We start from the raw sequence: 20784 nt of genomic DNA, 5'->3' as shown, positions 1-20784 counted from the left end.
CGAGGGGGAGGGGGTCCGATGGCCGATGAAGTCGTGTTCGGTGAAGCAAGCGATCAGGATCTCCTCGCCCGTCACGTGGACGGCGATCCCGACGCCTTCGGCGAGCTTGTAAGGCGCCATCGCGACCGCCTCTGGGCAGTGGCCCTGCGGACGCTGGGAGACCGCGAGGAGGCCGCTGACGCCGTTCAGGACGCCCTCGTCTCCGCCTACCGGGCCGCCCACACCTTCCGGGGTCAGTCGGCCGTCACGACCTGGCTGCACCGCATCACGGTGAACGCGTGTCTGGACCGGGCCCGCAAGACCGCGTCACGGCGGACCTCCCCCGTCGACGACACCCAGCGTCTGGAACAGCTCCTCGAGCCGCACGAGTCGGCTTCCGCTCCGGCCGAGCGCAACGACCTGCACCGCGAACTCATAGCCGCGCTCAGCACGCTTCCCCCCGACCAGCGCGCCGCCCTCGTCCTGGTGGACATGCAGGGCTATCCGGTGGCGGAGGCGGCTCGCGTGCTCGATGTGCCGACCGGCACCGTGAAGAGCCGCTGTGCACGAGGCAGAGCCAGACTCCTCCCCCTCCTCACACATCTCCGGACGACGAGCGCGGACGAGGAGGGGACCAAGAAGCCGGGCGAGGGAAGGAACCGGACGCAGGGGACATCCGTCCCACCGGCAGCGGGTCCCCACGACGGGGGCCCCAGTGATGCGGGACCGAGCGATTCAGCTGCTGTGAAGGGCGGAGGTGGGCGAGCGTGACATCCACGACGGGCAAGGCCGGACACCCGGACGTCGCGGAGATCTCCGACCTCACCGAAGGTCTGCTTCCCTCGTCCCGGTCGGAGGACGTGCGACGGCATCTCCAGGACTGTGTCCTGTGCGCCGACGTGTACGACTCCCTGGAGGAGATTCGCGGCCTGCTCGGCACGCTGCCCGGTCCTCCGCGTATGCCGGACGACGTGGCCGGCCGGATCGATGCCGCCTTGGCCGCGGAAGCCCTGCTGAGCGCGACGGCACCCGATGAGACATCCGGTACGGACGCTCCGGGAGCCCATGTTTCACGTGAAACATCGACAGCGGATCGCCCCTCCGGCCACCCGCGCGCCGGTACCGGGCCGGGCCGCCGCCCTCATCGAGCGCGCCGCGGACGACGCGGAACCGTCGCGCTCCTCAGCACCGCCTTCGCCGCCGCCGCGCTGGGAGTGAGCGTCATCCTCGTGCAGACGCTGAGTGACGACGGCTCCGGCAAGGGCACCCCCAGCGCCGGTCGGCAGGAGGCGGGCGCACGGGACACCCTCTCCGAGGGCTCACTGAGGAGCGACGTCTCCGACCTTCTGGCGAAGAACAAGAAGTCGCCCGCTCCCTCCGGCAGCGCCAAGCCGTGGGGTGCGCAGTCGGAGGACGGCGGCGTCGGCACTTTCATGACGCCCACGCTTCCCGTTCCGGACTGCGTCGAGGAGGGTGCCGGAACGAGTGGAACCCTCCTCGGCGCGGAAGCCGGCACGTACCAGGGGAAGGACGTGTTCCTTCTGGTGCTGACCGACCCTTCCGACAACACGAAGGTCACGGCCCGCATCGTCGACGCCGCCTGCGCGAAGCAGGCCTCCGCGAAGCCGGGCAAGCTGCTGCTGACGCGGTCGTACGCCCGGCCTTGAGCCCGTCGACCAAGCCGTCCTGGCAGCGCGGAGACATCCCTCGACCCCCTTCAAGGCACCCTTGGAATCCCGTGTGCTGCTGCCCGGAGGGTGCCTGGGATCTCTGTGCGGGAGCTCGTCCCCGTGTGCCCGGACACAGCGGGAATTGAAGCCCCTTAGGATCCGTTGGGTGGGGTGAGAGTACTGAGTGAGGCTCCCACCGGAACGCAGCAGTCTCCAGAGACGAGGAATGAAGCCGTGAGCGACGTCCGTAACGTGATCATCATCGGGTCCGGGCCCGCCGGCTACACGGCGGCGCTCTACACCGCGCGCGCGTCGCTGAAGCCGCTGGTCTTCGAGGGCGCCGTCACCGCGGGCGGCGCACTCATGAACACCACCGAGGTCGAGAACTTCCCCGGCTTCCAGGACGGCGTCATGGGCCCGGACCTGATGGACAACATGCGTGCCCAGGCCGAGCGCTTCGGCGCCGAACTGGTGCCGGACGACGTGGTCGCCGTCGACCTGACGGGTGAGATCAAGACCGTCACGGACACCGCCGGTACGGTGCACCGCGCCAAGGCCGTCATCGTCACCACCGGCTCGCAGCACCGCAAGCTCGGCCTCCCGAACGAGGACACGCTCTCCGGACGCGGCGTCTCCTGGTGTGCGACCTGTGACGGCTTCTTCTTCAAGGACCAGGACATCGCCGTGATCGGCGGCGGTGACACCGCGATGGAGGAGGCGACCTTCCTCTCGCGCTTCGCGAAGTCCGTGACCATCGTGCACCGCCGGGACAGCCTTCGTGCTTCCAAGGCGATGCAGGAGCGCGCCTTCGCCGACCCGAAGATCAAGTTCGTGTGGGACAGCGAGGTGGCCGAGATCAAGGGTGACCCGAAGCTCGCCGGCCTGACGCTGCGCAACCTCAAGACCGGTGAGACCTCCGAGCTGCCGGTGACCGGTCTGTTCATCGCGATCGGGCACGACCCGCGCACCGAGCTCTTCAAGGGTCAGCTCGACCTCGATGGGGAGGGCTACCTGAAGGTTGCCGCCCCCTCGACCCGGACGAACCTGACCGGAGTCTTCGGCGCCGGTGACGTCGTCGACCACACGTACCGCCAGGCGATCACTGCGGCCGGCACCGGCTGCTCCGCCGCTCTCGACGCCGAGCGCTACCTCGCTGCCCTCGCGGACAGCGAGGCGGCCACCGCGGCCGCCACCGTCTGATCCCCCGTCCGCCCCACCGCAACAACGAATTAAGGAGCCCGCCGTGGCCGGCACCCTGAAGAACGTGACCGACGACTCCTTCGAGCAGGACGTCCTCAAGAACGACAAGCCCGTTCTGGTGGACTTCTGGGCCGCCTGGTGCGGGCCCTGCCGCCAGATCGCCCCGTCGCTGGAGGCCATCGCCGCCGAGTACGGCGACAAGATCGAGATCGTCAAGCTCAACATCGACGAGAACCCGGGCACGGCCGCCAAGTACGGCGTCATGTCGATCCCGACCCTGAACGTCTACCAGGGTGGCGAGGTCGCCAAGACCATCGTCGGCGCCAAGCCGAAGGCCGCGATCGTGCGGGACCTCGAGGACTTCATCGCCGAGTAGTCGAAGACGGGCGCACACGCGGCGCATGTTTCACGTGAAACACGAAAGGGCCGACCCGAAGGGGTCGGCCCTTTCGTCTGTCTCACTTCACGTTTCGTCTGTCTCACTTCACGTTTCGTCTGTCTCACTCCACGCCGACTCGCGGCCTCCAGTGCTGTCCGTGAGCCGGCAACGGTGGACAGGAGCGGCCACCGGAGATCACAGGGGGCGAAGCGCCGGTTCCTTCTGTACGGCTCCGAGAAGGCGGTCCAGTGCCATCTCCACGTCTTCCTTCCAGGAGAGCGTCGTCCGCAGCTCCAGCCTCAGGCGGGGGTAGGCGGGATGCGGCCGCACCGTCTTGAAGCCCACCGCGAGGAGATGGTCGGCGGGGAGCACACAGGCGGGCTCCTTCCACCGGGCGTCCCCGAAAGCCTCGATCGCTTTGAAGCCTCGCTGGAGCAGGTCTTTGGCCACCGTCTGGACCATCACTCTGCCGAGTCCCTGCCCCTGATACCCGGGCAGGATGAACGAGGTGATCAGCTGCACCGCGTCAGGCGACACAGGGCTCGTGGAGAACGCTGTCGAACGCGGGACATAGGCCGGCGGCGCGTACAGGATGAAGCCCACCGGGATGTCGTCCACGTAGACCACCCGGCCACAGGATCCCCAGTCCAACAGGACCGCGGAGATCCATGCCTCCTTCTCCGACGCCGCAGTGCCCGCCTTTACCGCGGCCTCACCGCTGACGGGATCCAGCTCCCAGAAGACACACGACCGACAGCGCTGGGGAAGGTCCGGAAGGTTGTCCAGCGTGAGCGGTACGAGCCGACGCCCCATGAAGGATGTTCCTCGCTTCCTTCCCCCGCGGCGTCACGGGCGGATGTCAGATGGCTCCGCTCCTTGAGCAGGCTGCCGACGAACCCTCCGACGGCCCCCAGGCCCAGCCCTGCGGTGAGCAGTCCTGTACGGCTCACGGTGTGCATGGCCCCCGCCTCCCCTATGAAGGTGCTGCCAGGTGAATGCGCCATACCCATCGCATCGTATCCACGTTGCGATTCCCTCGATACCGCCAGAAAGCAAAGAGCGGGCCGTGTCCGGTACACACCGGTCACGGCCCGCTCCACGCTGGTGGACCGACAGGAGATCGATCCGCCGGCAGCCGGCTCAGGCTTCCGCGTCGTCGGAGCCGTCGTCCAGAAGGCTCTTCTGAAGGACTGGGCCCTCGCCGGGAGCGAAGGAGCCGAGGATGCGCTCAAGGTCTTCCATCGAAGCAAACTCGACGGTGATCTTGCCCTTCTTCTGCCCCAGGTCGACCTTCACCCGCGTCTCGAAGCGGTCCGACAGACGCGTCGCCAGCTCGCTCAGCGCAGGAGAGACCCGACCGCCGGCCCGCGGACCCTTGGTTCGCTGAGCCGACTGCGGACGCGACCCCATGAGGGTGACGATCTCCTCCACGGCTCGCACCGAGAGTCCCTCGGCCACGATGCGGTGCGCCAGGCGGTCCTGCTCCTCCGAGTCGTCGACAGAGAGCAGCGCGCGTGCGTGACCGGCGGAGAGCACCCCGGCGGCGACGCGACGCTGAACGGACGGCGAGAGCTTCAGGAGACGCAGCGTGTTGGAGACCTGCGGACGCGAACGTCCGATCCGGTCGGCCAGCTGGTCGTGCGTGCAGTTGAAGTCCTTGAGCAACTGGTCGTAGGCGGCTGCCTCTTCCAGCGGGTTCAGCTGGGCACGGTGGAGGTTCTCGAGCAGTGCGTCCAGGAGGAGCTTCTCGTCGTCCGTGGCGCGGACGATCGCGGGGATGGCCTCGAGTCCCGCCTCGCGACAGGCCCGGAAGCGCCGCTCACCCATGATGAGCTCGAAGCGCGACGGACCGACCTGCCGGACGACGACAGGCTGGAGGAGTCCGACCTCCTTGATGGAGGTGACGAGTTCGGACAGGGCGTCCTCGTCGAAGACCTCACGCGGCTGACGCGGGTTGGGGGTGATGAAGTCCAGGGGCAGCTCGGCGAAGTGAACACCGACCGGCGCCTGCAGCTCATCCGTCGCCCCGCTCGCAGACGGCTCCTCGGTTTCATGTGAAACAGGCGCCAGCGTCGTCACCTTGGCCGCCGCCACCCCACGCTCCGCGGTGAGGACGGGACCGGAAGCAGGCGTCGTGGACGCCCCGCTCGCCGAACCGCCTACACGCTCACCTGTAGGAGCCGCGGGGATCAACGCACCAAGACCCCGTCCCAGCCCCCTTCGTCGCTCGCTCACTGGATCCCCTCCGCCGTGTTCCGATCGTTCTGTGCGCCCGCGTGGGCATGTTGTGCGTCGTACGACACTCCGGCTCCGCGGAGAGCGATCTCTCGGGCCGCCTCCAGGTACGAGAGAGCACCGCTCGAACCCGGATCGTAGGTCAGGACCGTCTGCCCGTAGCTCGGAGCCTCGGAGATGCGCACCGAGCGCGGGATGCTCGTCCGCAGCACCTCTTCGCCGAAGTGGCTGCGCACCTCGTCCGCGACCTGGGACGCCAGACGCGTCCGGCCGTCGTACATGGTGAGCAGAATCGTCGAGACGTGGAGGTTGGGGTTGAGATGCCCGCGCACCAGGTCGACGTTGCGCAGAAGCTGTCCCAGACCTTCCAGTGCGTAGTACTCGCACTGGATGGGGATGAGGACCTCGGCGCCGGCGACGAGCGCGTTGACTGTCAGCAGACCGAGCGACGGCGGGCAGTCGATGAGGATGTAGTCCAGCGGCTGCTCGTACGCCAGGATCGCTCGCTCGAGTCGGCTCTCGCGGGCCACCAGCGACACCAGCTCGATCTCCGCACCGGCGAGATCGATCGTCGCGGGAGCACAGAAGAGACCCTCGACATCAGGGACCGCCTGAACGACTTCGGAGAGCGGCTTGCTGTCGATCAGCACGTCGTAGATCGACGGGACCTCGGCGTGGTGGTCGATGCCCAGCGCGGTGGAGGCATTGCCCTGCGGGTCGAGGTCGATCACCAGGACACGGCCACCGTGCAGGGCCAGGGAGGCGGCAAGGTTTACCGTGGTCGTGGTCTTACCCACCCCACCCTTCTGGTTGGCGACCACCATGACTCGGGTCTGCTCGGGCCGTGGCAGGCCCTCACCGGCGCGACCTAGCGCCTCCACAGCCAGTTGGGCAGCACGACCGATGGGAGTGTCGTCCATAGGGGGCGGTGTTTCACGTGAAACATCCTCCCCCATCGACTCGGTACGGGGACCGGGGACCGGATCGGTCATCGGTCCCGCGATGTTGGCGTCGGACCGCAAGGATTCACTCTCCTCGACTTCAGGCTCGCAATGAACAGAGCCTCCCATGCGATCGGGGTCGTGAACCAGCGAGGCCCGTTGTTCTGTGGAGAAATCCACCTCTGTGGACAACTCCGCACCCTCTCCGAGTGAACCGAGAGGCTTTCGGTCGCGAGGTTCGGCCGCAGCGCGGCCACGACTGATGATGCCGTGCAACAGTGAGCGACGTTTCACGTGAAACACGATGCCTAGCCACTCGGGTCATCGCGACGCGACACTCCGAGATGCGTAGGTTTGGCTGCTTGTGTGGAGTACGGCCCACCCTGAAGGCCGCGCCGCGGGAGTGACAAAGAACTCCTCACACGGAACAGCAAAACTCCCAGCTCCCTTGGACAGGGAACCGGGAGCCGCGATGTTCATACCGCCAGGCGTCAGCGGCGACGACGCGTTCGGCCCGTCCTGGCCGCCTTGGCCCGCTTGGCCGCGAAACGCACACCACCGGGGCTCTCACCCACCTCGACGCGTACGACGGTGGACAACGGGTCCACGACCCCCTCACCCACATGCAGAACGGAGGTCTCCACCGCACCGAGCTTGCTGAGCGCCGTGGAGGCGGCCTTCAGCTCCTCCTCGGCGGTGTCCCCCTTGAGGGCGAGCATCTCGCCGTACGGGCGCAGCAGCGGGATGCCCCAGCCGGCGAGGCGGTCGAGCGGGGCGACCGCCCGGGCCGTCACCACGTGCACCGGCTGAAGTGTGCCCATGACCTCCTCGGCGCGGCCGCGCACGACGGTCACATGGCCGAGGCCGAGGAGCTCCACGACCTCCGTGAGGAAGGTGGTCCGGCGCAGCAGCGGCTCGAGCAGCGTGATCTTGAGGTCCTCACGGACGAGTGCCAGCGGGATACCGGGGAGTCCGGCACCGGAGCCGACATCGCACACGGTCACGCCCTCGGGCACGACCTCGGAGAGCACCGCGCAGTTCAGCAGGTGCCGCTCCCACAGTCGGGGCACCTCACGAGGGCCGATCAGCCCGCGCTGCACTCCCGCCTCGGCCAGCAGTTCCGCGTACCGGACCGCGTCCGCGAAGCGATCGCCGAATACCTCGCGCGCCTGCTCGGGCGCGGGGGGAAGCTCCGCTGCCTCCGTCACGGGGGACCGTCCTTCCGTACCGCTTGAGCGCTCTGGGCGCTGATCACCAGGACTACCAGGGACTAACAGCTGTCGAGGACCGCAGGTGCGGGTACCGCGGCCGGCGTTCCGTGTCGGGGACCACAGCTGCAGGGGACTACCAGGCTGACAAAGTTCGGCCCCGTCTGCGCAACAGACGGGGCCGAGGGAGCGTACGTACCGATCAGGCGGGGAGCACGACGACGAAGCGCTGCGGCTCCTCGCCCTCGGACTCGCTGCGCAGGCCCGCAGCCTTGACCGCGTCGTGCACGACCTTGCGCTCGAAGGGGGTCATCGGGTCCATCTTGACCGGCTCACCGGAGCTCTTGACCTCGGCGGCGGCCTTGGCCCCCAGCTCGGAGAGCTCCTCACGCTTCTGGGCGCGGAAGCCGGCGATGTCGAGCATCAGCCTGCTGCGGTCCCCGGTCTCCCGGTGCACGGCCAGGCGCGTGAGCTCCTGGAGTGCTTCCAGCACCTCGCCGTCGCGGCCGACCAGCTTCTGCAGGTCGCGGCCGCCCGAGTCGCTGATGATCGAGACAGCGGCGCGGTCGGCCTCGACGTCCATGTCGATGTCGCCGTCGAGGTCGGCGATGTCGAGCAGACCTTCGAGGTAGTCCGCCGCGATCTCGCCTTCCTGCTCCAGGCGGGTCAGGGTGTCGCCCTCAGCGGCGGCGGAGGTGGTGCCTTCCGTCACGGGATGGACTCCTTCTTACTTCTTGGACGGGGACTTGGGCCGCTGTGGGCCCTTGCGCTGTCCGGACTGGGCCTTGCTGCGGGTACCGGTGGCGGGCTTGGCCGCGGAGGGCTTGGTGTCCTGTGGCTCGTCGGACTTGCTCAACGAGGTCTTCGGCTCGGACTCGTCCGCAGGCTTGGCCCCGCCTGCGGTCACGGCCGACTGGCGCTGCGACTTGGACTGCCGCTTCGGCTGCTGACGCTTGGGAGCGGCCGGAGCAGTCGTCGTGGTGCCGTCCTCGGCCTCGATGACCGTCGCGGCGTCGCCCTTCGTCACGACCCCGTCGGGCTGGGCCACGAGACCCGCCTTGGTGAGGCTGTTGATGAACTTGCGCTCGAACTCGTTGCGGTCGCGGCCCTTGGAGACGATGGCCTTGACGATGGCCTTCTCGCTGCGCCGGCGCGTCTTGCCGTGGCTGGTGACGTGCTTCTGCAGGCGCTCCAGGTAGGCGGCCTGAGCCTTCGAGCCCGGGGTCGGGTTGTTGCGGATGACGTACATCTGCTGGCCCATGGTCCACACGTTGGTGGTCAGCCAGTAGACGAGGACACCGACCGGGAAGTTGATGCCGAAGACGGCGAACATGACCGGGAAGACGTACATCAGCATCTTCTGCTGCTGCATGAAGGGCGTCTTCACCGTGGTGTCGACGTTCTTCGTCATCAGCTGACGCTGGGTGTAGAACTGCGAACCCGACATCAGCACGATCATGATCGCGGTGACGACTCGGACATCCGTGATCGTGGCACCGAGCGCAGCGACCTTGTCGGCGCTGTCCGTGAACTTCGCGGCGAGCGGGGCACCGAAGATGTGGGCCTGACGAGCGCTGGCGAGCAGCTGATCGTCGATGACGCCGATCGTCTTGCCCGTCGCGATGCCGTTGAGCACGTGGTACAGGGCGAAGAAGAACGGCGACTGGGCCAGGATGGGAAGGCACGAGGAGAGCGGGTTGGTACCCGACTCCTTGTACAGCTTCATCATCTCTTCGGACTGGCGCTGCTTGTCGTTCTTGTAGCGCTCCTGGATCTTCTTCATCTCGGGCTGCAGCGTCTGCATGGCCCGAGTGGCCTTGATCTGCTTCACGAAGAGCGGGATCAGGCAGATACGGATCAAAATCACCAGGGACACGATGGACAAGCCCCAGGCCCAGCCCGTGTCGGGGCCGAAGATCTGCCCGTACACGGAGTGGAACTGGACGATGACCCAGGAAACGGGTGTCGTGATGAAGCTGAAAAGACTGGCAATCGTGTCCACTAATCAGGCTCCTTGAGCATGGGACGGGGTCTCGGCGGCCGGGCTCGGGGCAGTGGTCTCCCCGGTGGCCGGTTCGGCGGCGGAGTTCCCGCCCTTGCGTGCACGCCAGGCGTTACGCAGCAATTCGTGCCACCGCGGACGCTTGCGTTGCGGAACATGGTCCACACCGCCCAGCGACCACGGATTGCACCGGAGGATGCGCCAGGCGGTCAGTGCCGTGCCCTTGATCGCACCGTGCCGGTCGATGGCTGTGTAGCCGTAGTGGGAGCACGACGGGTAGTACTTGCAGACCGGCCCGAGCAACGGGCTGATCGTCCACTGATAGATCTTGATCAGAGCAAGCAGTGGGTACTTCATCGCGCGCCCCCTCCCAGTAGCCGCTCGATGGCGGCGTCCAGGTCTCGGGCCAGCTGTTCATGGTCGGCGTCACCCGCACCGGGCAGCGCTCGTACGACTACCAGGCTACCGGGGGGCAGCAGGGCGACTCGGTCACGCATCAGATGGCGAAGCCTGCGCTTCACCTTGTTGCGTACGACCGCTCCGCCCACGGCTTTGCTCACGACGAAACCCGCACGCGTCGGGGGAGCGCTCTCCCCAGGCGCGTGCGGGTCCGGTGCACCGCTACGAAGGTGGACGACGAGGAGCGGGCGTCCGGCCCGGCGTCCTCGACGTACCGCGGTCGCGAAGTCCTCGCGCCGCCTCAGCCGATGCTCGGTAGGCAGCACGAGATCATGACCTGTAAGTAATCAGGCGGACAGGCTGGCGCGACCCTTGCCACGGCGGTTCGCGAGAATCGCGCGGCCGGCACGGGTGCGCATCCGCAGGCGGAAGCCGTGGGTCTTGGCGCGACGACGGTTGTTCGGCTGGAAGGTGCGCTTGCTCACTCGGGGGCTCCAGAAAGAATCGGTGGTGGCGGGGTGCCGTCCTGGCTGTCACCGTGCGCCCACGAGGAAACTCGTATTACGCCCGAGTGCACCGCTTCCCGATCGCTCTTCGCGATCTGTGCCCATCGGAGGCAGGCGGCAGCAGCCATCGACAACTCGACCTGGTTACGGTACGCGCGGCTACGCCATCCGGTCAAACCAGTCCCTCGCAGGAGACACTATCCACAGGCTGGGGACAACAACTTGAACCGCACGGGTCGCCCTGACTACCGTGGCTGAACTCCGATTCGTTCCGTTCTCACCGCCCCAGCGGTTTTGTTCCTCCGCCCCGCCCCGCCTGATTTACCAACCCGTTCCCAGAACCACACGTTCGTGGGACCCGTGAGAGAGCGTGCCCTGTGGCTGACGTACCTGCCGATCTTGCCGCAGTGTGGCCACGAGTACTGGAACAACTCCTCGGTGAGGGCCGCGGGCAGGGCGTCGAGGTCAAGGACGAGCACTGGATCAAGCGCTGCCAGCCCTTGGCGCTGGTCGCGGACACCGCTCTGCTCGCAGTCCCGAACGAGTTTGCGAAGGGCGTCCTGGAAGGCCGCCTCGCGCCGATCGTCAGCGAGACGCTGAGCCGTGAGTGCGGCCGCCCGATCCGGATCGCGATCACCGTCGACGACTCGGCCGGCGAGCCGCCCCCCACTCCTGCCGCGCCTCGCTACGAGGAGTCGGAGCACTCCGCCGGACAGGGCCGCGACGCGTACGAGAGCCAGGGACGCGAAGAGCGCGGCCCGTACGACAACGGTCAGGCACGGGAGGAACGCGGCCCCTACGAGGGCGGCCCCGTTCGCGACGACCGGAAGTCCTACGAGGGACAGCGCGACGATCGCGGCGCCTACGACGGCCAGAGCCGTGACGACCGCGGCGGTTACGAGGGCGGCCAGGACCGCGACGACCGCAGCCCGTACGAGCCGCAGGGACGCGAGGAGCGCAACCCGTACGAGCCCCAGCGCCGCGACGGATACGAGGGCTACGGCCGCCACCGCGCCGACGACCACCGCGGCGGCCGCTCCGAGCCGCTGCCCGGAGCTCCCGGCGACCAGTTGCCGACCGCGCGTCCCGCGTACCCGGACTACCAGCGCCCCACGCCGGGTGCCTGGCCGCGCCACTCCCAGGACGACTACGGCTGGCAGCAGCAGCGCCTCGGATTCCCGGACCGCGACCCGTACGCCTCGCCCCAGCAGGACTACCGGCCGCAGTCGATGGACCGCTCGCCCTACGAGCAGCAGCGCCAGGACTACGACCAGGCGCGCTCGGACTACGACCAGCGCCCGGACCGCCGCGACCTCCAGGACCCCTCCGGCAACGGACAGGTGCGCAGGGGCGGGCCTTCGAGCGGTGCTCCCGGACCGAAGGCGGCGCAGCCGGCGCCGGCGTCGGGTCCGGGCGAGCCCACCGCACGACTGAACCCGAAGTACCTCTTCGACACGTTCGTCATCGGCGCCTCGAACCGCTTCGCGCACGCCGCCGCGGTGGCCGTCGCCGAGGCGCCGGCGAAGGCGTACAACCCCCTCTTCATCTATGGGGAGTCGGGTCTCGGCAAGACGCACCTGCTGCACGCGATCGGGCACTACGCGCGCAGCCTCTACCCGGGCACGCGGGTGCGGTACGTGAGCTCGGAGGAGTTCACCAACGAGTTCATCAACTCCATCCGCGACGGCAAGGGCGACAGCTTCCGCAAGCGGTACCGGGAGATGGACATCCTGCTCGTCGACGACATCCAGTTCCTCGCGGACAAGGAGTCGACACAGGAGGAGTTCTTCCACACCTTCAACACGCTCCACAACGCGAACAAGCAGATCGTGCTCTCCAGCGACCGGCCGCCCAAGCAGCTGGTCACGCTGGAGGACCGCCTGCGGAACCGCTTCGAGTGGGGTCTGATCACGGACGTCCAGCCGCCCGAGCTGGAGACCCGGATCGCCATCCTCCGCAAGAAGGCGGTGCAGGAGCAGCTCAACGCCCCGCCGGAGGTCCTGGAGTTCATCGCGTCCCGGATCTCGCGCAACATCCGCGAGCTGGAGGGGGCGCTGATCCGGGTGACGGCGTTCGCGTCGCTCAACCGGCAGCCGGTGGACCTCGGTCTGACCGAGATCGTCCTCAAGGACCTGATCCCCGGCGGCGAGGACTCGGCCCCGGAGATCACGGCGACCGCGATCATGGCGGCGACCGCCGACTACTTCGGGCTCACGGTGGACGACCTGTGCGGTTCCTCGCGCAGCCGCGTCCTGGTGACGGCGCGCCAGATCGCCATGTACCTGTGCCGTGAACTGACCGATCTGTCGCTGCCGAAGATCGGGGCGCAGTTCGGCGGCCGCGACCACACGACCGTGATGCACGCGGACCGCAAGATCCGTGCGCTGATGGCGGAGCGCCGCTCCATCTACAACCAGGTCACCGAGCTCACGAACCGCATCAAGAACGGCTGACAGAGCCGGCCGCAGCACAGCCTGTCGAGGGCGCCCCGGGAACGCACCTTCCCGGGGCGCCCTTCGTCGTTCCCGGAGGCTCCGCGGGCGCGGGCGTCGGGCTCGGTCACCCAAACGACAGGCCTCCTCAGCACCCCTCCCGGGACCTCCGGCGCCCCCGTACGAGGGATACGGAGCCCTTGCCCGGCCGACGCGCGCCGTTCCGGGAGTGCCCTGGACGCGTCCTGCGAGCGCCCGGAAACGCGTTTCGACGCCTTCTGACGGCCTCTTCGAGGGCTCGGACCGCGCTGTCACCGCTACCGGCCCGACACCTGCTGTTCGAATCCGGGCGGGGTTACGGCCACCCTCCACAGATTGGGCGACTTTCTGGCGTCCACATCCTGGGGACCGGGAAGTTGTCCAGATCGTGTCCACAGGACAGTCTGTTGAAAGACCATCAGACCAGGTCAACCGCCTGTGGATTCGTGGACGAAGATTTTCCACAGGCTGTGGACGAAGAAAAGATCCACAGGGTGTGGACCGAGTTGTCCACGGGCAGCCCACAGGCAGGAGCTCGTTGTCCCCAGCGATCTCCAGCTTCTCCACACCACTGTCCACTGTTCGGCAACGCGACGCGCGATCTCACCGGGTCGAGTGAAAGGCGTCACACCAAGGTGCCTGATTGGGCTGTGGGGAACGGGGGTAAAGCTGGGGACGGCGCTGGGGAGAAGTGGCCTCAGGCTGTGTATCGAGTGTGCAGAACTTTTCGCCGTCCACAGAGAAGCCTGGTTGTCCACCGTCTCCGCCCACAGGGCCGGTGGACAAAAAACCGCCTCTGAGCTGCGAAAACGGGGTTATCCACGGTTTCCACAGGCCCTACTACTAAGACCAACTAGAGAGAGCCTGAGAAACGTTTCGAAGACGGGGCTGTGCACAACTCGCTCCCGGCGGCTCGACTGCCGCTCGGTACGACTTGACCCCGAGGGGCACCGACTGTCAGCGCGGTGCGTCAGACTGGTCCCCGGTGTCCTTCCCCTCACAGGACCGAACGACACCGAGTCAGACGACGAAGGCCAGCAGGGCGAGAGCGCCGGCAACAGACGGAGGCGGCAACGGTGAAGATCCGGGTGGAACGCGACGTACTCGCGGAGGCAGTGGCCTGGGCGGCACGCAGCCTCCCGGCCCGTCCGCCGGCTCCTGTGCTCGCCGGCCTCCTTCTGAGGGCCGAGGAGGGCGCCCTGAGCCTCTCCAGCTTCGACTACGAGGTCTCGGCGCGGGTCTCCGTGGACGCGGAGATCGACGAAGAGGGCACCGTCCTCGTGTCCGGCCGTCTCCTCGCCGACATCTGCCGCGCGCTCCCCAACCGGCCGGTGGAGATTTCCACAGACGGTGTACGGGCGACCGTGGTCTGCGGCTCCTCTCGCTTCACCCTCCACACCCTGCCCGTGGAGGAGTACCCGGCGCTGCCGCAGATGCCGTCGGCGACCGGCACCGTCCCCGGTGAGGTCTTCGCCTCCGCCGCCGCTCAGGTGGCCATCGCCGCCGGGCGCGACGACACGCTGCCCGTCCTCACCGGTGTGCGGATCGAGATCGAGGGCGACACCGTCACCCTGGCCTCCACCGACCGCTACCGCTTCGCGGTCCGCGAGTTCCTGTGGAAGCCGGAGAACCCCGAGGCGTCCGCGGTGGCCCTGGTGCCCGCCAAGACGCTCCTGGACACCGCCAAGGCCCTCACGAGCGGCGACAGCGTCATCCTGGCGCTCTCCGGCTCCGGCGCGGGCGAGGGCCTCATCGGCTTCGAGGGCGCCGGCCGGCGTACGACCACCCGTCTGCTCGAAGGCGACCTCCCGAAGTACCGCTCGCTGTTCCCGACCGAGTTCAACTCGATCGCCGTCATCGAGACCGCCCCGTTCGTGGAGGCCGTCAAGCGCGTGGCCCTCGTCGCCGAGCGGAACACTCCGGTGCGGCTGAGCTTCGAGCAGGGCGTGCTGATCCTCGAGGCCGGTTCCAGCGACGACGCACAGGCTGTGGAAAGGGTCGACGCGCAGCTGGAGGGCGACGACGTCTCGATCGCCTTCAACCCGACGTTCCTGCTCGACGGCCTGAGCGCCATCGACTCGCCGGTGGCCCAGCTGTCGTTCACGACGTCCACGAAGCCCGCGCTGCTGAGCGGCAAGCCCGCCCTGGACGCCGAGGCCGACGAGGCCTACAAGTACCTGATCATGCCGGTCCGCCTCTCCGGCTGACGCCCGGAGCCCGCCGGCCTTGAGGGGCCGGCGGGCCGCACCGCGGACGGAGTACACGTCTGAGCGGCTATGCCCCCAGATGCGCAGGTGTTCCCCCGGTGCCCGAAAGGCGTGGGTGGTACCCCCAGGTCTAGGCTCGGACCCAGGTACGAGAGTGCCCTCACGCCACGTCGCAACCCTAAGGAACAACTGATGGAGCTCGGTCTCGTCGGCCTCGGCAAGATGGGCGGCAACATGCGCGAGCGGATCCGCCGCGCAGGCCACACCGTCATCGGATACGACCGCAACCCGGACCTCGCCGACGTCCACAGCCTGGAAGAACTCGTGGGCAGGCTCAAGGGCCCCCGCGTGGTGTGGGTCATGGTCCCGGCCGGTGCCGCGACCCAGGCCACCATCGACGAGCTGGCCGCCGTGCTGGAGCCCGGCGACGTCGTGGTGGACGGCGGCAACTCCCGCTGGACGGACGACGAGAAGCACGCCGTCGAGCTGGGCATCAAGGGCATCGGCTTCGTCGACTGCGGCGTCTCCGGCGGCGTCTGGGGCCTGAAGAACGGCTACGCGCTGATGTACGGCGGCACCCCCGAGAACGTCGAGAAGGTGCAGCCGATCTTCGACGCGCTGAAGCCGGAGGGCGACTTCGGGTCGGTGCACGCCGGCAAGGTCGGCGCGGGCCACTTCGCGAAGATGGTCCACAACGGCATCGAGTACGCCATGATGCAGGCCTATGCCGAGGGCTGGGAGCTGCTGGAGAAGGTCGACTCCGTCACGGACGTCCGTGAGGTCTTCCGCTCCTGGCAGGAGGGCACCGTCATCCGCTCCTGGCTGCTCGACCTCGCCGTCAACGCGCTGGACGAGGACGAGCACCTCGACAAGCTCAGGGGCTTCGCACAGGACTCCGGCGAGGGCCGGTGGACGGTGGAGGCCGCCATCGACAACGCGGTGCCGCTCCCCGCGATCACCGCGTCGCTCTTCGCCCGCTTCGCCTCGCGGCAGGACGACTCGCCGCAGATGAAGATGATCGCCGCGCTGCGCAACCAGTTCGGCGGCCACGCCGTCGAGAAGGCCTGATCGACACCCCGGGTTCTCCACACCCGGGGTGACCCGGTTGTCCACAGCCGGGGAAAGAACCTGGGGACCGGGGCGACCCGGACCCCGGGCAGAACCCGAAACACCACGCTGGGGGAGGTCGGCGAACGACCATGCACGTCACGCATCTGTCGCTGGCCGACTTCCGCTCGTACGCCCGGGTCGAGGTTCCGCTCGACCCGGGCGTCACCGCGTTCGTCGGCCCCAACGGACAGGGCAAGACGAACCTGGTCGAGGCCGTGGGGTACCTCGCCTCTCTCGGCAGCCACCGCGTCTCCTCCGACGCGCCGCTGGTCCGCATGGGCGCCGAGCGGGCGATCATCCGGGCCAACGTCCGGCAGGGCGAGCGCCAGCAGCTCATCGAGCTCGAGCTGAACCCCGGCAAGGCCAATCGCGCCCGCATCAACAGGTCCTCGCAGGTCAGGCCCCGTGACGTGCTCGGCATCGTGCGCACGGTGCTGTTCGCGCCCGAGGACCTCGCCCTCGTCAAGGGCGACCCGGGTGAGCGGCGCCGCTTCCTGGACGAGCTGATCACCGCGCGCTCCCCGCGCATGGCGGGCGTCCGTTCCGACTACGACCGCGTCCTCAAGCAGCGCAACACCCTCCTGAAGTCGGCCGCGCTGGCCCGTCGGCACGGCGGCCGCACCATGGATCTCTCCACCCTCGACGTGTGGGACCAGCACCTCGCGCGCGTGGGCGCCGAACTGCTCGCCCAGCGCCTCGACCTGGTCGCCGCGGTCCAGCCGCTGGCCGACAAGGCGTACGAGCAGCTGGCCCCCGGCGGCGGCCCCGTCTCCCTGGAGTACAAGGCGTCCTCGCCCGGCATCGTGGGCCACGCGCGCGAGGAGCTCTTCGCCCAGCTGATCGCCGCCCTGGAGGAGTCCCGCAAGTCCGAGATCGAGCGCGGCGTGACCCTCGTGGGCCCCCACCGCGACGACCTCGTGCTCAAGCTCGGCCAGCTGCCGGCCAAGGGATACGCGTCCCACGGCGAGTCCTGGTCGTACGCGCTGGCGCTGCGCCTGGCCTCGTACGACCTGCTCCGCGCCGAGGGCAACGAACCGGTGCTGGTGCTCGACGACGTCTTCGCCGAGTTGGACAGCCGCAGGCGCGAACGGCTCGCGGAACTCGTCGCGCCGGGCGAGCAGGTGCTGGTGACGGCAGCCGTGGACGACGACGTGCCGGGGGTCCTGAGCGGGACGCGGTACGCGGTGTCCGAAGGCACGGTGGAGCGCGTATGACGGAAAACACATCGGGAGCGGGTGCCGAGGGCGGGTCCGGGGACGCCGCCGCCAAGAAGACCCCCGAACCGTCCGGCGTCGACCTCGCGCGCGTGGCGCTGCGCGCCGCGAAAGAGCAGGCACGCGCGCGTGGGGACGCGGCCCAGCAGAAGAAACAGGCCCGCCGGGGTGGCGGCCTGCGCTCCGGCTCCGGCGCGGACGGCCGCGACCCCATGGCGCTGGGCGCCGCCATCAACCGGCTGCTCACCGAGCGCGGCTGGGAGACCCCCGCCGCGGTGGGCGGGGTGATGGGGCGCTGGCCGCAGATCGTCGGCGAGGACCTGGCCAATCACTGCGTCCCGCTGCGCTACGACGAGGACCCGGCCGAGCGGGTCCTGACCGTGCAGTGCGACTCGACGGCCTGGGCGACCCAGCTGCGCCTGCTGGCCCCCCAGCTCGTCGCCCGGCTCAACCAGGACCTCGGCCACGGTGCCGTCCGCCTGATCAAGGTCCTGGGCCCCAACGGCCCCGCCCGCCGCTACGGGCCCCTGCGCGCCCCCGGCAGCAAGGGCCCCGGCGACACCTACGGATGACCTCACCGCGGTGATCGTCCGGGCCCGGAGACGCCTCTGCGGCTCCCTCGGGTCCACGGCGGTTCACCCTGTGCCTCCTTCGTCACTCCCCTTCGCGGGTGTCGCGCGTCCTCCCTGGGTCGACCCCGCACCGAGCCCTGCGGCGGGAGGCGTGCCGACGCCTTCTCCCCCTGAGTCGTGCGCGCGGCCCGTTCTTCCTGTTCAGAGGCGTGCCGGGCCCATTTCGACGGCTGTTCCGGACTCCTCGTACCGCCGATCCCGGCGCGCTCGGCAGGGCCGTCGAGGGCAACCGGATGCGGTTGCGAAGACCGACCTGACTTGCCAGTAGCCAAGGGTTGACACCCGGAAGCGCTGAGTGCCGCTGTGAGCCTCTTTGGGCCCGGGTCCGCATATGGGGAGTCGGGCGAGACCGGTTCAGGGCGGCACATGCGGACTCAGGTACCGGCAAACCCCCATCACTGTCGGCGCTACCGGTAGACTGGAAGCTAATCCCGCCCCACTTGTGGGACGCACCGAGCAACGCTGACTAAGGCTTACCAACGCAACACGCCGCAGCCGCTCCGGCCACCCGCCGGGAGTTCGGCTTGTGCTGTGCCAGAAAGGGCGCTTCGTGGCCGATTCCGGCAACCCCAACGAGAACATCCCGTCCATCGACGCCGGCGCGAACGGCGAGGTCACAACCTCGTACGACGCCAGCGCCATCACCGTCCTCGAGGGTCTGGACGCGGTCCGCAAGCGACCCGGCATGTACATCGGCTCGACCGGTGAGCGCGGGCTCCACCACCTCGTCTACGAGGTCGTGGACAACTCGGTCGACGAGGCGCTGGCCGGCCACGCCGACACGATCGACATCACGATCCTCCCGGACGGCGGCGTTCGCGTCATCGACAACGGCCGAGGCATCCCGGTGGGCATCGTCGCCTCGGAGGGCAAGCCGGCCCTCGAGGTCGTGCTCACCGTCCTGCACGCCGGCGGCAAGTTCGGAGGCGGCGGCTACGCGGTCTCCGGTGGTCTGCACGGCGTCGGCGTCTCCGTCGTGAACGCCCTGTCGAGCAAGGTCTCCGTCGAGGTCAAGACGGACGGCCACCGCCACACGCAGGAATACAAGATGGGCGTCCCGACCGCCCCGCTGGTCCAGCACGAGGCCACCGAGGAGACGGGCACGTCGGTCACCTTCTGGGCCGACGGGGACATCTTCGAGACCACGGAGTACTCCTTCGAGACGCTCTCGCGGCGTTTCCAGGAGATGGCGTTCCTCAACAAGGGCCTGACGATCAAGCTCACGGACGAGCGTGAGTCGGCGAAGGCCGTGGCGGGCGCGGACGAGGCGGGTGCGGACGAGAAGGACGAGGTCAAGACCGTCACGTACCACTACGAAGGCGGCATCGTCGACTTCGTGAAGTACCTCAACTCCCGCAAGGGGGAGGTGGTGCACCCCACCGTCATCGACCTCGAGGCGGAGGACAAGGACAAGAGCCTGTCCCTCGAAGTCGCGATGCAGTGGAACAGCGGATACAGCGAGGGCGTGTACTCCTTCGCCAACATCATCCACACGCACGAGGGCGGTACGCACGAGGAGGGCTTCCGTGCTGCGCTGACCTCGCTCATCAACAAGTACGCGCGCGACAAGAAGCTGCTCCGCGAGAAGGACGACAACCTCACGGGTGACGACATCCGCGAGGGTCTGACGGCGATCATCTCGGTCAAGCTGAGCGAGCCGCAGTTCGAGGGCCAGACGAAGACCAAGCTGGGCAACACGGAGGCCAAGACCTTCGTCCAGCGCGCGGTCTACGAGCACCTCAACGACTGGCTGGACCGCAACCCGAACGAGGCCGCGGACATCATCCGCAAGTCCATCCAGGCGGCCACCGCGCGCGTGGCGGCCCGCAAGGCGCGTGACCTCACCCGCCGCAAGGGACTGCTGGAGTCGGCGTCCCTGCCCGGCAAGCTGTCCGACTGCCAGTCGAACGACCCCATCAAGTGCGAGATCTTCATCGTCGAGGGCGACTCCGCCGGCGGCTCGGCCAAGTCCGGCCGTAACCCCCAGTACCAGGCGATCCTCCCGATCCGAGGAAAGATCCTCAACGTCGAGAAGGCGCGGATCGACAAGATCCTGCAGAACCAGGAGATCCAGGCACTGATCTCCGCCTTCGGCACCGGAGTCCACGAGGACTTCGACATCGAGAAACTCCGCTATCACAAGATCATCCTGATGGCGGACGCCGACGTCGACGGCCAGCACATCAACACCCTGCTGCTGACCTTCCTGTTCCGCTTCATGCGGCCGCTGGTCGAAGCCGGTCACGTGTTCCTGTCGCGCCCGCCGCTCTACAAGATCAAGTGGGGCCGGGACGACTTCGAGTACGCGTACTCGGACCGCGAGCGCGACGCCCTGATCGAGCTGGGCCGGCAGGCCGGCAAGCGCGTCCGTGAGGACTCGATCCAGCGATTCAAGGGTCTCGGTGAGATGAACGCCGAGGAACTGCGCATCACGACCATGGACCAGGAGCACCGCGTCCTCGGTCAGGTCACGCTCGACGACGCCGCCCAGGCCGACGACCTGTTCTCGGTCCTCATGGGCGAGGACGTCGAGGCGCGCCGCGCGTTCATCCAGCGCAATGCCAAGGACGTCCGCTTCCTCGACATCTGAGTCGGTCTCAGCTGACCGCGTCAGAAAGGATCTTCACCAGC

Annotated in this window: 19 protein-coding genes; 10 read left to right on the top strand and 9 right to left on the bottom strand. The window is 68.3% G+C overall.

The genetic code is table 11. The features are described from left to right. Positions 1–18 precede the first annotated feature (18 nt). The 4 genes from sigM to trxA all read left to right on the top strand — a co-directional run bounded on the left by sigM (position 19) and on the right by trxA (position 3225). Positions 19–750 carry an RNA polymerase sigma factor SigM gene (gene sigM / locus OG406_RS20430; protein WP_329187067.1) on the top strand — a complete coding sequence of 244 codons (732 nt, stop codon included), beginning with the start codon at positions 19–21 and terminating at the stop codon, positions 748–750. Next, positions 747–1646: a hypothetical protein gene (locus OG406_RS20425; RefSeq protein ID WP_329187065.1), complete on the top strand. Its 900-nt coding sequence runs from the start codon at positions 747–749 to the stop codon at positions 1644–1646. The genes sigM and OG406_RS20425 overlap by 4 nt, the downstream gene beginning before the upstream one ends. A gap of 237 nt (positions 1647–1883) precedes the next feature. Further along, positions 1884–2849: a thioredoxin-disulfide reductase gene (trxB, locus tag OG406_RS20420; RefSeq protein WP_081218329.1), complete on the top strand. Its 966-nt coding sequence runs from the start codon at positions 1884–1886 to the stop codon at positions 2847–2849. Positions 2850–2892: 43 nt separating this feature from the next. Continuing rightward, on the top strand, positions 2893–3225 hold the full coding sequence (gene trxA, locus OG406_RS20415; RefSeq protein WP_081218330.1) for a thioredoxin: 333 nt from the start codon (positions 2893–2895) through the stop codon (positions 3223–3225). 198 nt (positions 3226–3423) lie between these two features. Here the strand turns inward: trxA and OG406_RS20410 are convergent, their stop codons facing one another. From OG406_RS20410 to rpmH, 9 genes are all read right to left on the bottom strand, one after another. Next, positions 3424–4041 carry a GNAT family N-acetyltransferase gene (locus tag OG406_RS20410; RefSeq protein ID WP_081218331.1) on the bottom strand — a complete coding sequence of 206 codons (618 nt, stop codon included), beginning with the start codon at positions 4039–4041 and terminating at the stop codon, positions 3424–3426. A gap of 327 nt (positions 4042–4368) precedes the next feature. Then, the gene (locus OG406_RS20405) at positions 4369–5463 is read right to left on the bottom strand and encodes a ParB/RepB/Spo0J family partition protein (protein WP_329187061.1); all 1095 of its coding nucleotides are present in this window, start codon (positions 5461–5463) and stop codon (positions 4369–4371) included. Beyond that, positions 5460–6533, bottom strand: a complete 1074-nt coding sequence (locus OG406_RS20400) for a ParA family protein (RefSeq protein WP_164372980.1) — start codon at positions 6531–6533, stop codon at positions 5460–5462. Before OG406_RS20400 ends, OG406_RS20405 begins: the two co-directional genes overlap by 4 nt. A 362-nt stretch (positions 6534–6895) precedes the next feature. Next, positions 6896–7612, bottom strand: a complete 717-nt coding sequence (gene rsmG, locus OG406_RS20395) for a 16S rRNA (guanine(527)-N(7))-methyltransferase RsmG (RefSeq protein WP_327409391.1) — start codon at positions 7610–7612, stop codon at positions 6896–6898. 202 nt (positions 7613–7814) lie between these two features. Then, positions 7815–8324, bottom strand: coding sequence for a Jag family protein (locus OG406_RS20390; RefSeq protein WP_081218335.1), 510 nt, complete (start codon positions 8322–8324; stop codon positions 7815–7817). A gap of 15 nt (positions 8325–8339) precedes the next feature. Next, complete coding sequence (gene yidC, locus OG406_RS20385; protein WP_164372710.1) at positions 8340–9614, bottom strand: membrane protein insertase YidC; 1275 nt, start codon at positions 9612–9614, stop codon at positions 8340–8342. 3 nt (positions 9615–9617) lie between these two features. Continuing rightward, positions 9618–9971: a membrane protein insertion efficiency factor YidD gene (yidD, locus tag OG406_RS20380; RefSeq protein WP_081218337.1), complete on the bottom strand. Its 354-nt coding sequence runs from the start codon at positions 9969–9971 to the stop codon at positions 9618–9620. Then, entirely contained in the window at positions 9968–10339 is a 372-nt protein-coding gene (gene rnpA, locus OG406_RS20375) for a ribonuclease P protein component (RefSeq protein ID WP_081218338.1), read from the bottom strand. The genes yidD and rnpA overlap by 4 nt, the downstream gene beginning before the upstream one ends. Positions 10340–10360: 21 nt before the next feature. Continuing rightward, on the bottom strand, positions 10361–10498 hold the full coding sequence (gene rpmH, locus OG406_RS20370; protein ID WP_006381191.1) for a 50S ribosomal protein L34: 138 nt from the start codon (positions 10496–10498) through the stop codon (positions 10361–10363). Between the two features lie 398 nt (positions 10499–10896). Between rpmH and dnaA the strand changes: the two genes are divergently transcribed. From dnaA to gyrB, 6 genes are all read left to right on the top strand, one after another. Continuing rightward, positions 10897–12972: a chromosomal replication initiator protein DnaA gene (dnaA, locus tag OG406_RS20365; protein WP_329187055.1), complete on the top strand. Its 2076-nt coding sequence runs from the start codon at positions 10897–10899 to the stop codon at positions 12970–12972. Between the two features lie 1094 nt (positions 12973–14066). Beyond that, the gene (dnaN, locus tag OG406_RS20360; protein WP_081218341.1) at positions 14067–15197 is read left to right on the top strand and encodes a DNA polymerase III subunit beta; all 1131 of its coding nucleotides are present in this window, start codon (positions 14067–14069) and stop codon (positions 15195–15197) included. 192 nt (positions 15198–15389) lie between these two features. Next, positions 15390–16265, top strand: coding sequence for a phosphogluconate dehydrogenase (NAD(+)-dependent, decarboxylating) (gene gnd, locus OG406_RS20355; RefSeq protein WP_081218342.1), 876 nt, complete (start codon positions 15390–15392; stop codon positions 16263–16265). Positions 16266–16396: 131 nt separating this feature from the next. Next, complete coding sequence (recF, locus tag OG406_RS20350) at positions 16397–17521, top strand: DNA replication/repair protein RecF (protein WP_164372711.1); 1125 nt, start codon at positions 16397–16399, stop codon at positions 17519–17521. Beyond that, complete coding sequence (locus tag OG406_RS20345; RefSeq protein WP_267051340.1) at positions 17518–18093, top strand: DUF721 domain-containing protein; 576 nt, start codon at positions 17518–17520, stop codon at positions 18091–18093. The genes recF and OG406_RS20345 overlap by 4 nt, the downstream gene beginning before the upstream one ends. 586 nt (positions 18094–18679) lie before the next feature. Next, positions 18680–20743 (top strand): DNA topoisomerase (ATP-hydrolyzing) subunit B, encoded by a 2064-nt coding sequence (gene gyrB / locus OG406_RS20340; protein ID WP_323178188.1) that lies wholly within the window; start codon positions 18680–18682, stop codon positions 20741–20743. The last annotated feature ends 41 nt before the right edge of the window (positions 20744–20784 follow it).

The organism is Streptomyces sp. NBC_01428, from assembly GCF_036231965.1.
In the GTDB taxonomy this organism is placed as follows: Bacteria; Actinomycetota; Actinomycetes; order Streptomycetales; family Streptomycetaceae; genus Streptomyces.
Note: the sequence above shows the minus strand (reverse complement) of the source record. Positions and strands in the feature narration are given on the sequence as shown.

Bases quoted from the DNA above. Each gene is read 5' to 3' on its own strand.
- sigM (WP_329187067.1), top strand. From the start codon at position 19: ATGGCCGATGAAGTCGTGTTCGGTGAAGCAAGCGATCAGGATCTCCTC.
- OG406_RS20410 (WP_081218331.1), bottom strand. From the start codon at position 4,041: ATGGGGCGTCGGCTCGTACCGCTCACGCTGGACAACCTTCCGGACCTT.
- OG406_RS20400 (WP_164372980.1), bottom strand. From the start codon at position 6,533: ATGGGAGGCTCTGTTCATTGCGAGCCTGAAGTCGAGGAGAGTGAATCC.
- yidD (WP_081218337.1), bottom strand. From the start codon at position 9,971: ATGAAGTACCCACTGCTTGCTCTGATCAAGATCTATCAGTGGACGATC.
- gnd (WP_081218342.1), top strand. From the start codon at position 15,390: ATGGAGCTCGGTCTCGTCGGCCTCGGCAAGATGGGCGGCAACATGCGC.
- recF (WP_164372711.1), top strand. From the start codon at position 16,397: ATGCACGTCACGCATCTGTCGCTGGCCGACTTCCGCTCGTACGCCCGG.
- OG406_RS20345 (WP_267051340.1), top strand. From the start codon at position 17,518: ATGACGGAAAACACATCGGGAGCGGGTGCCGAGGGCGGGTCCGGGGAC.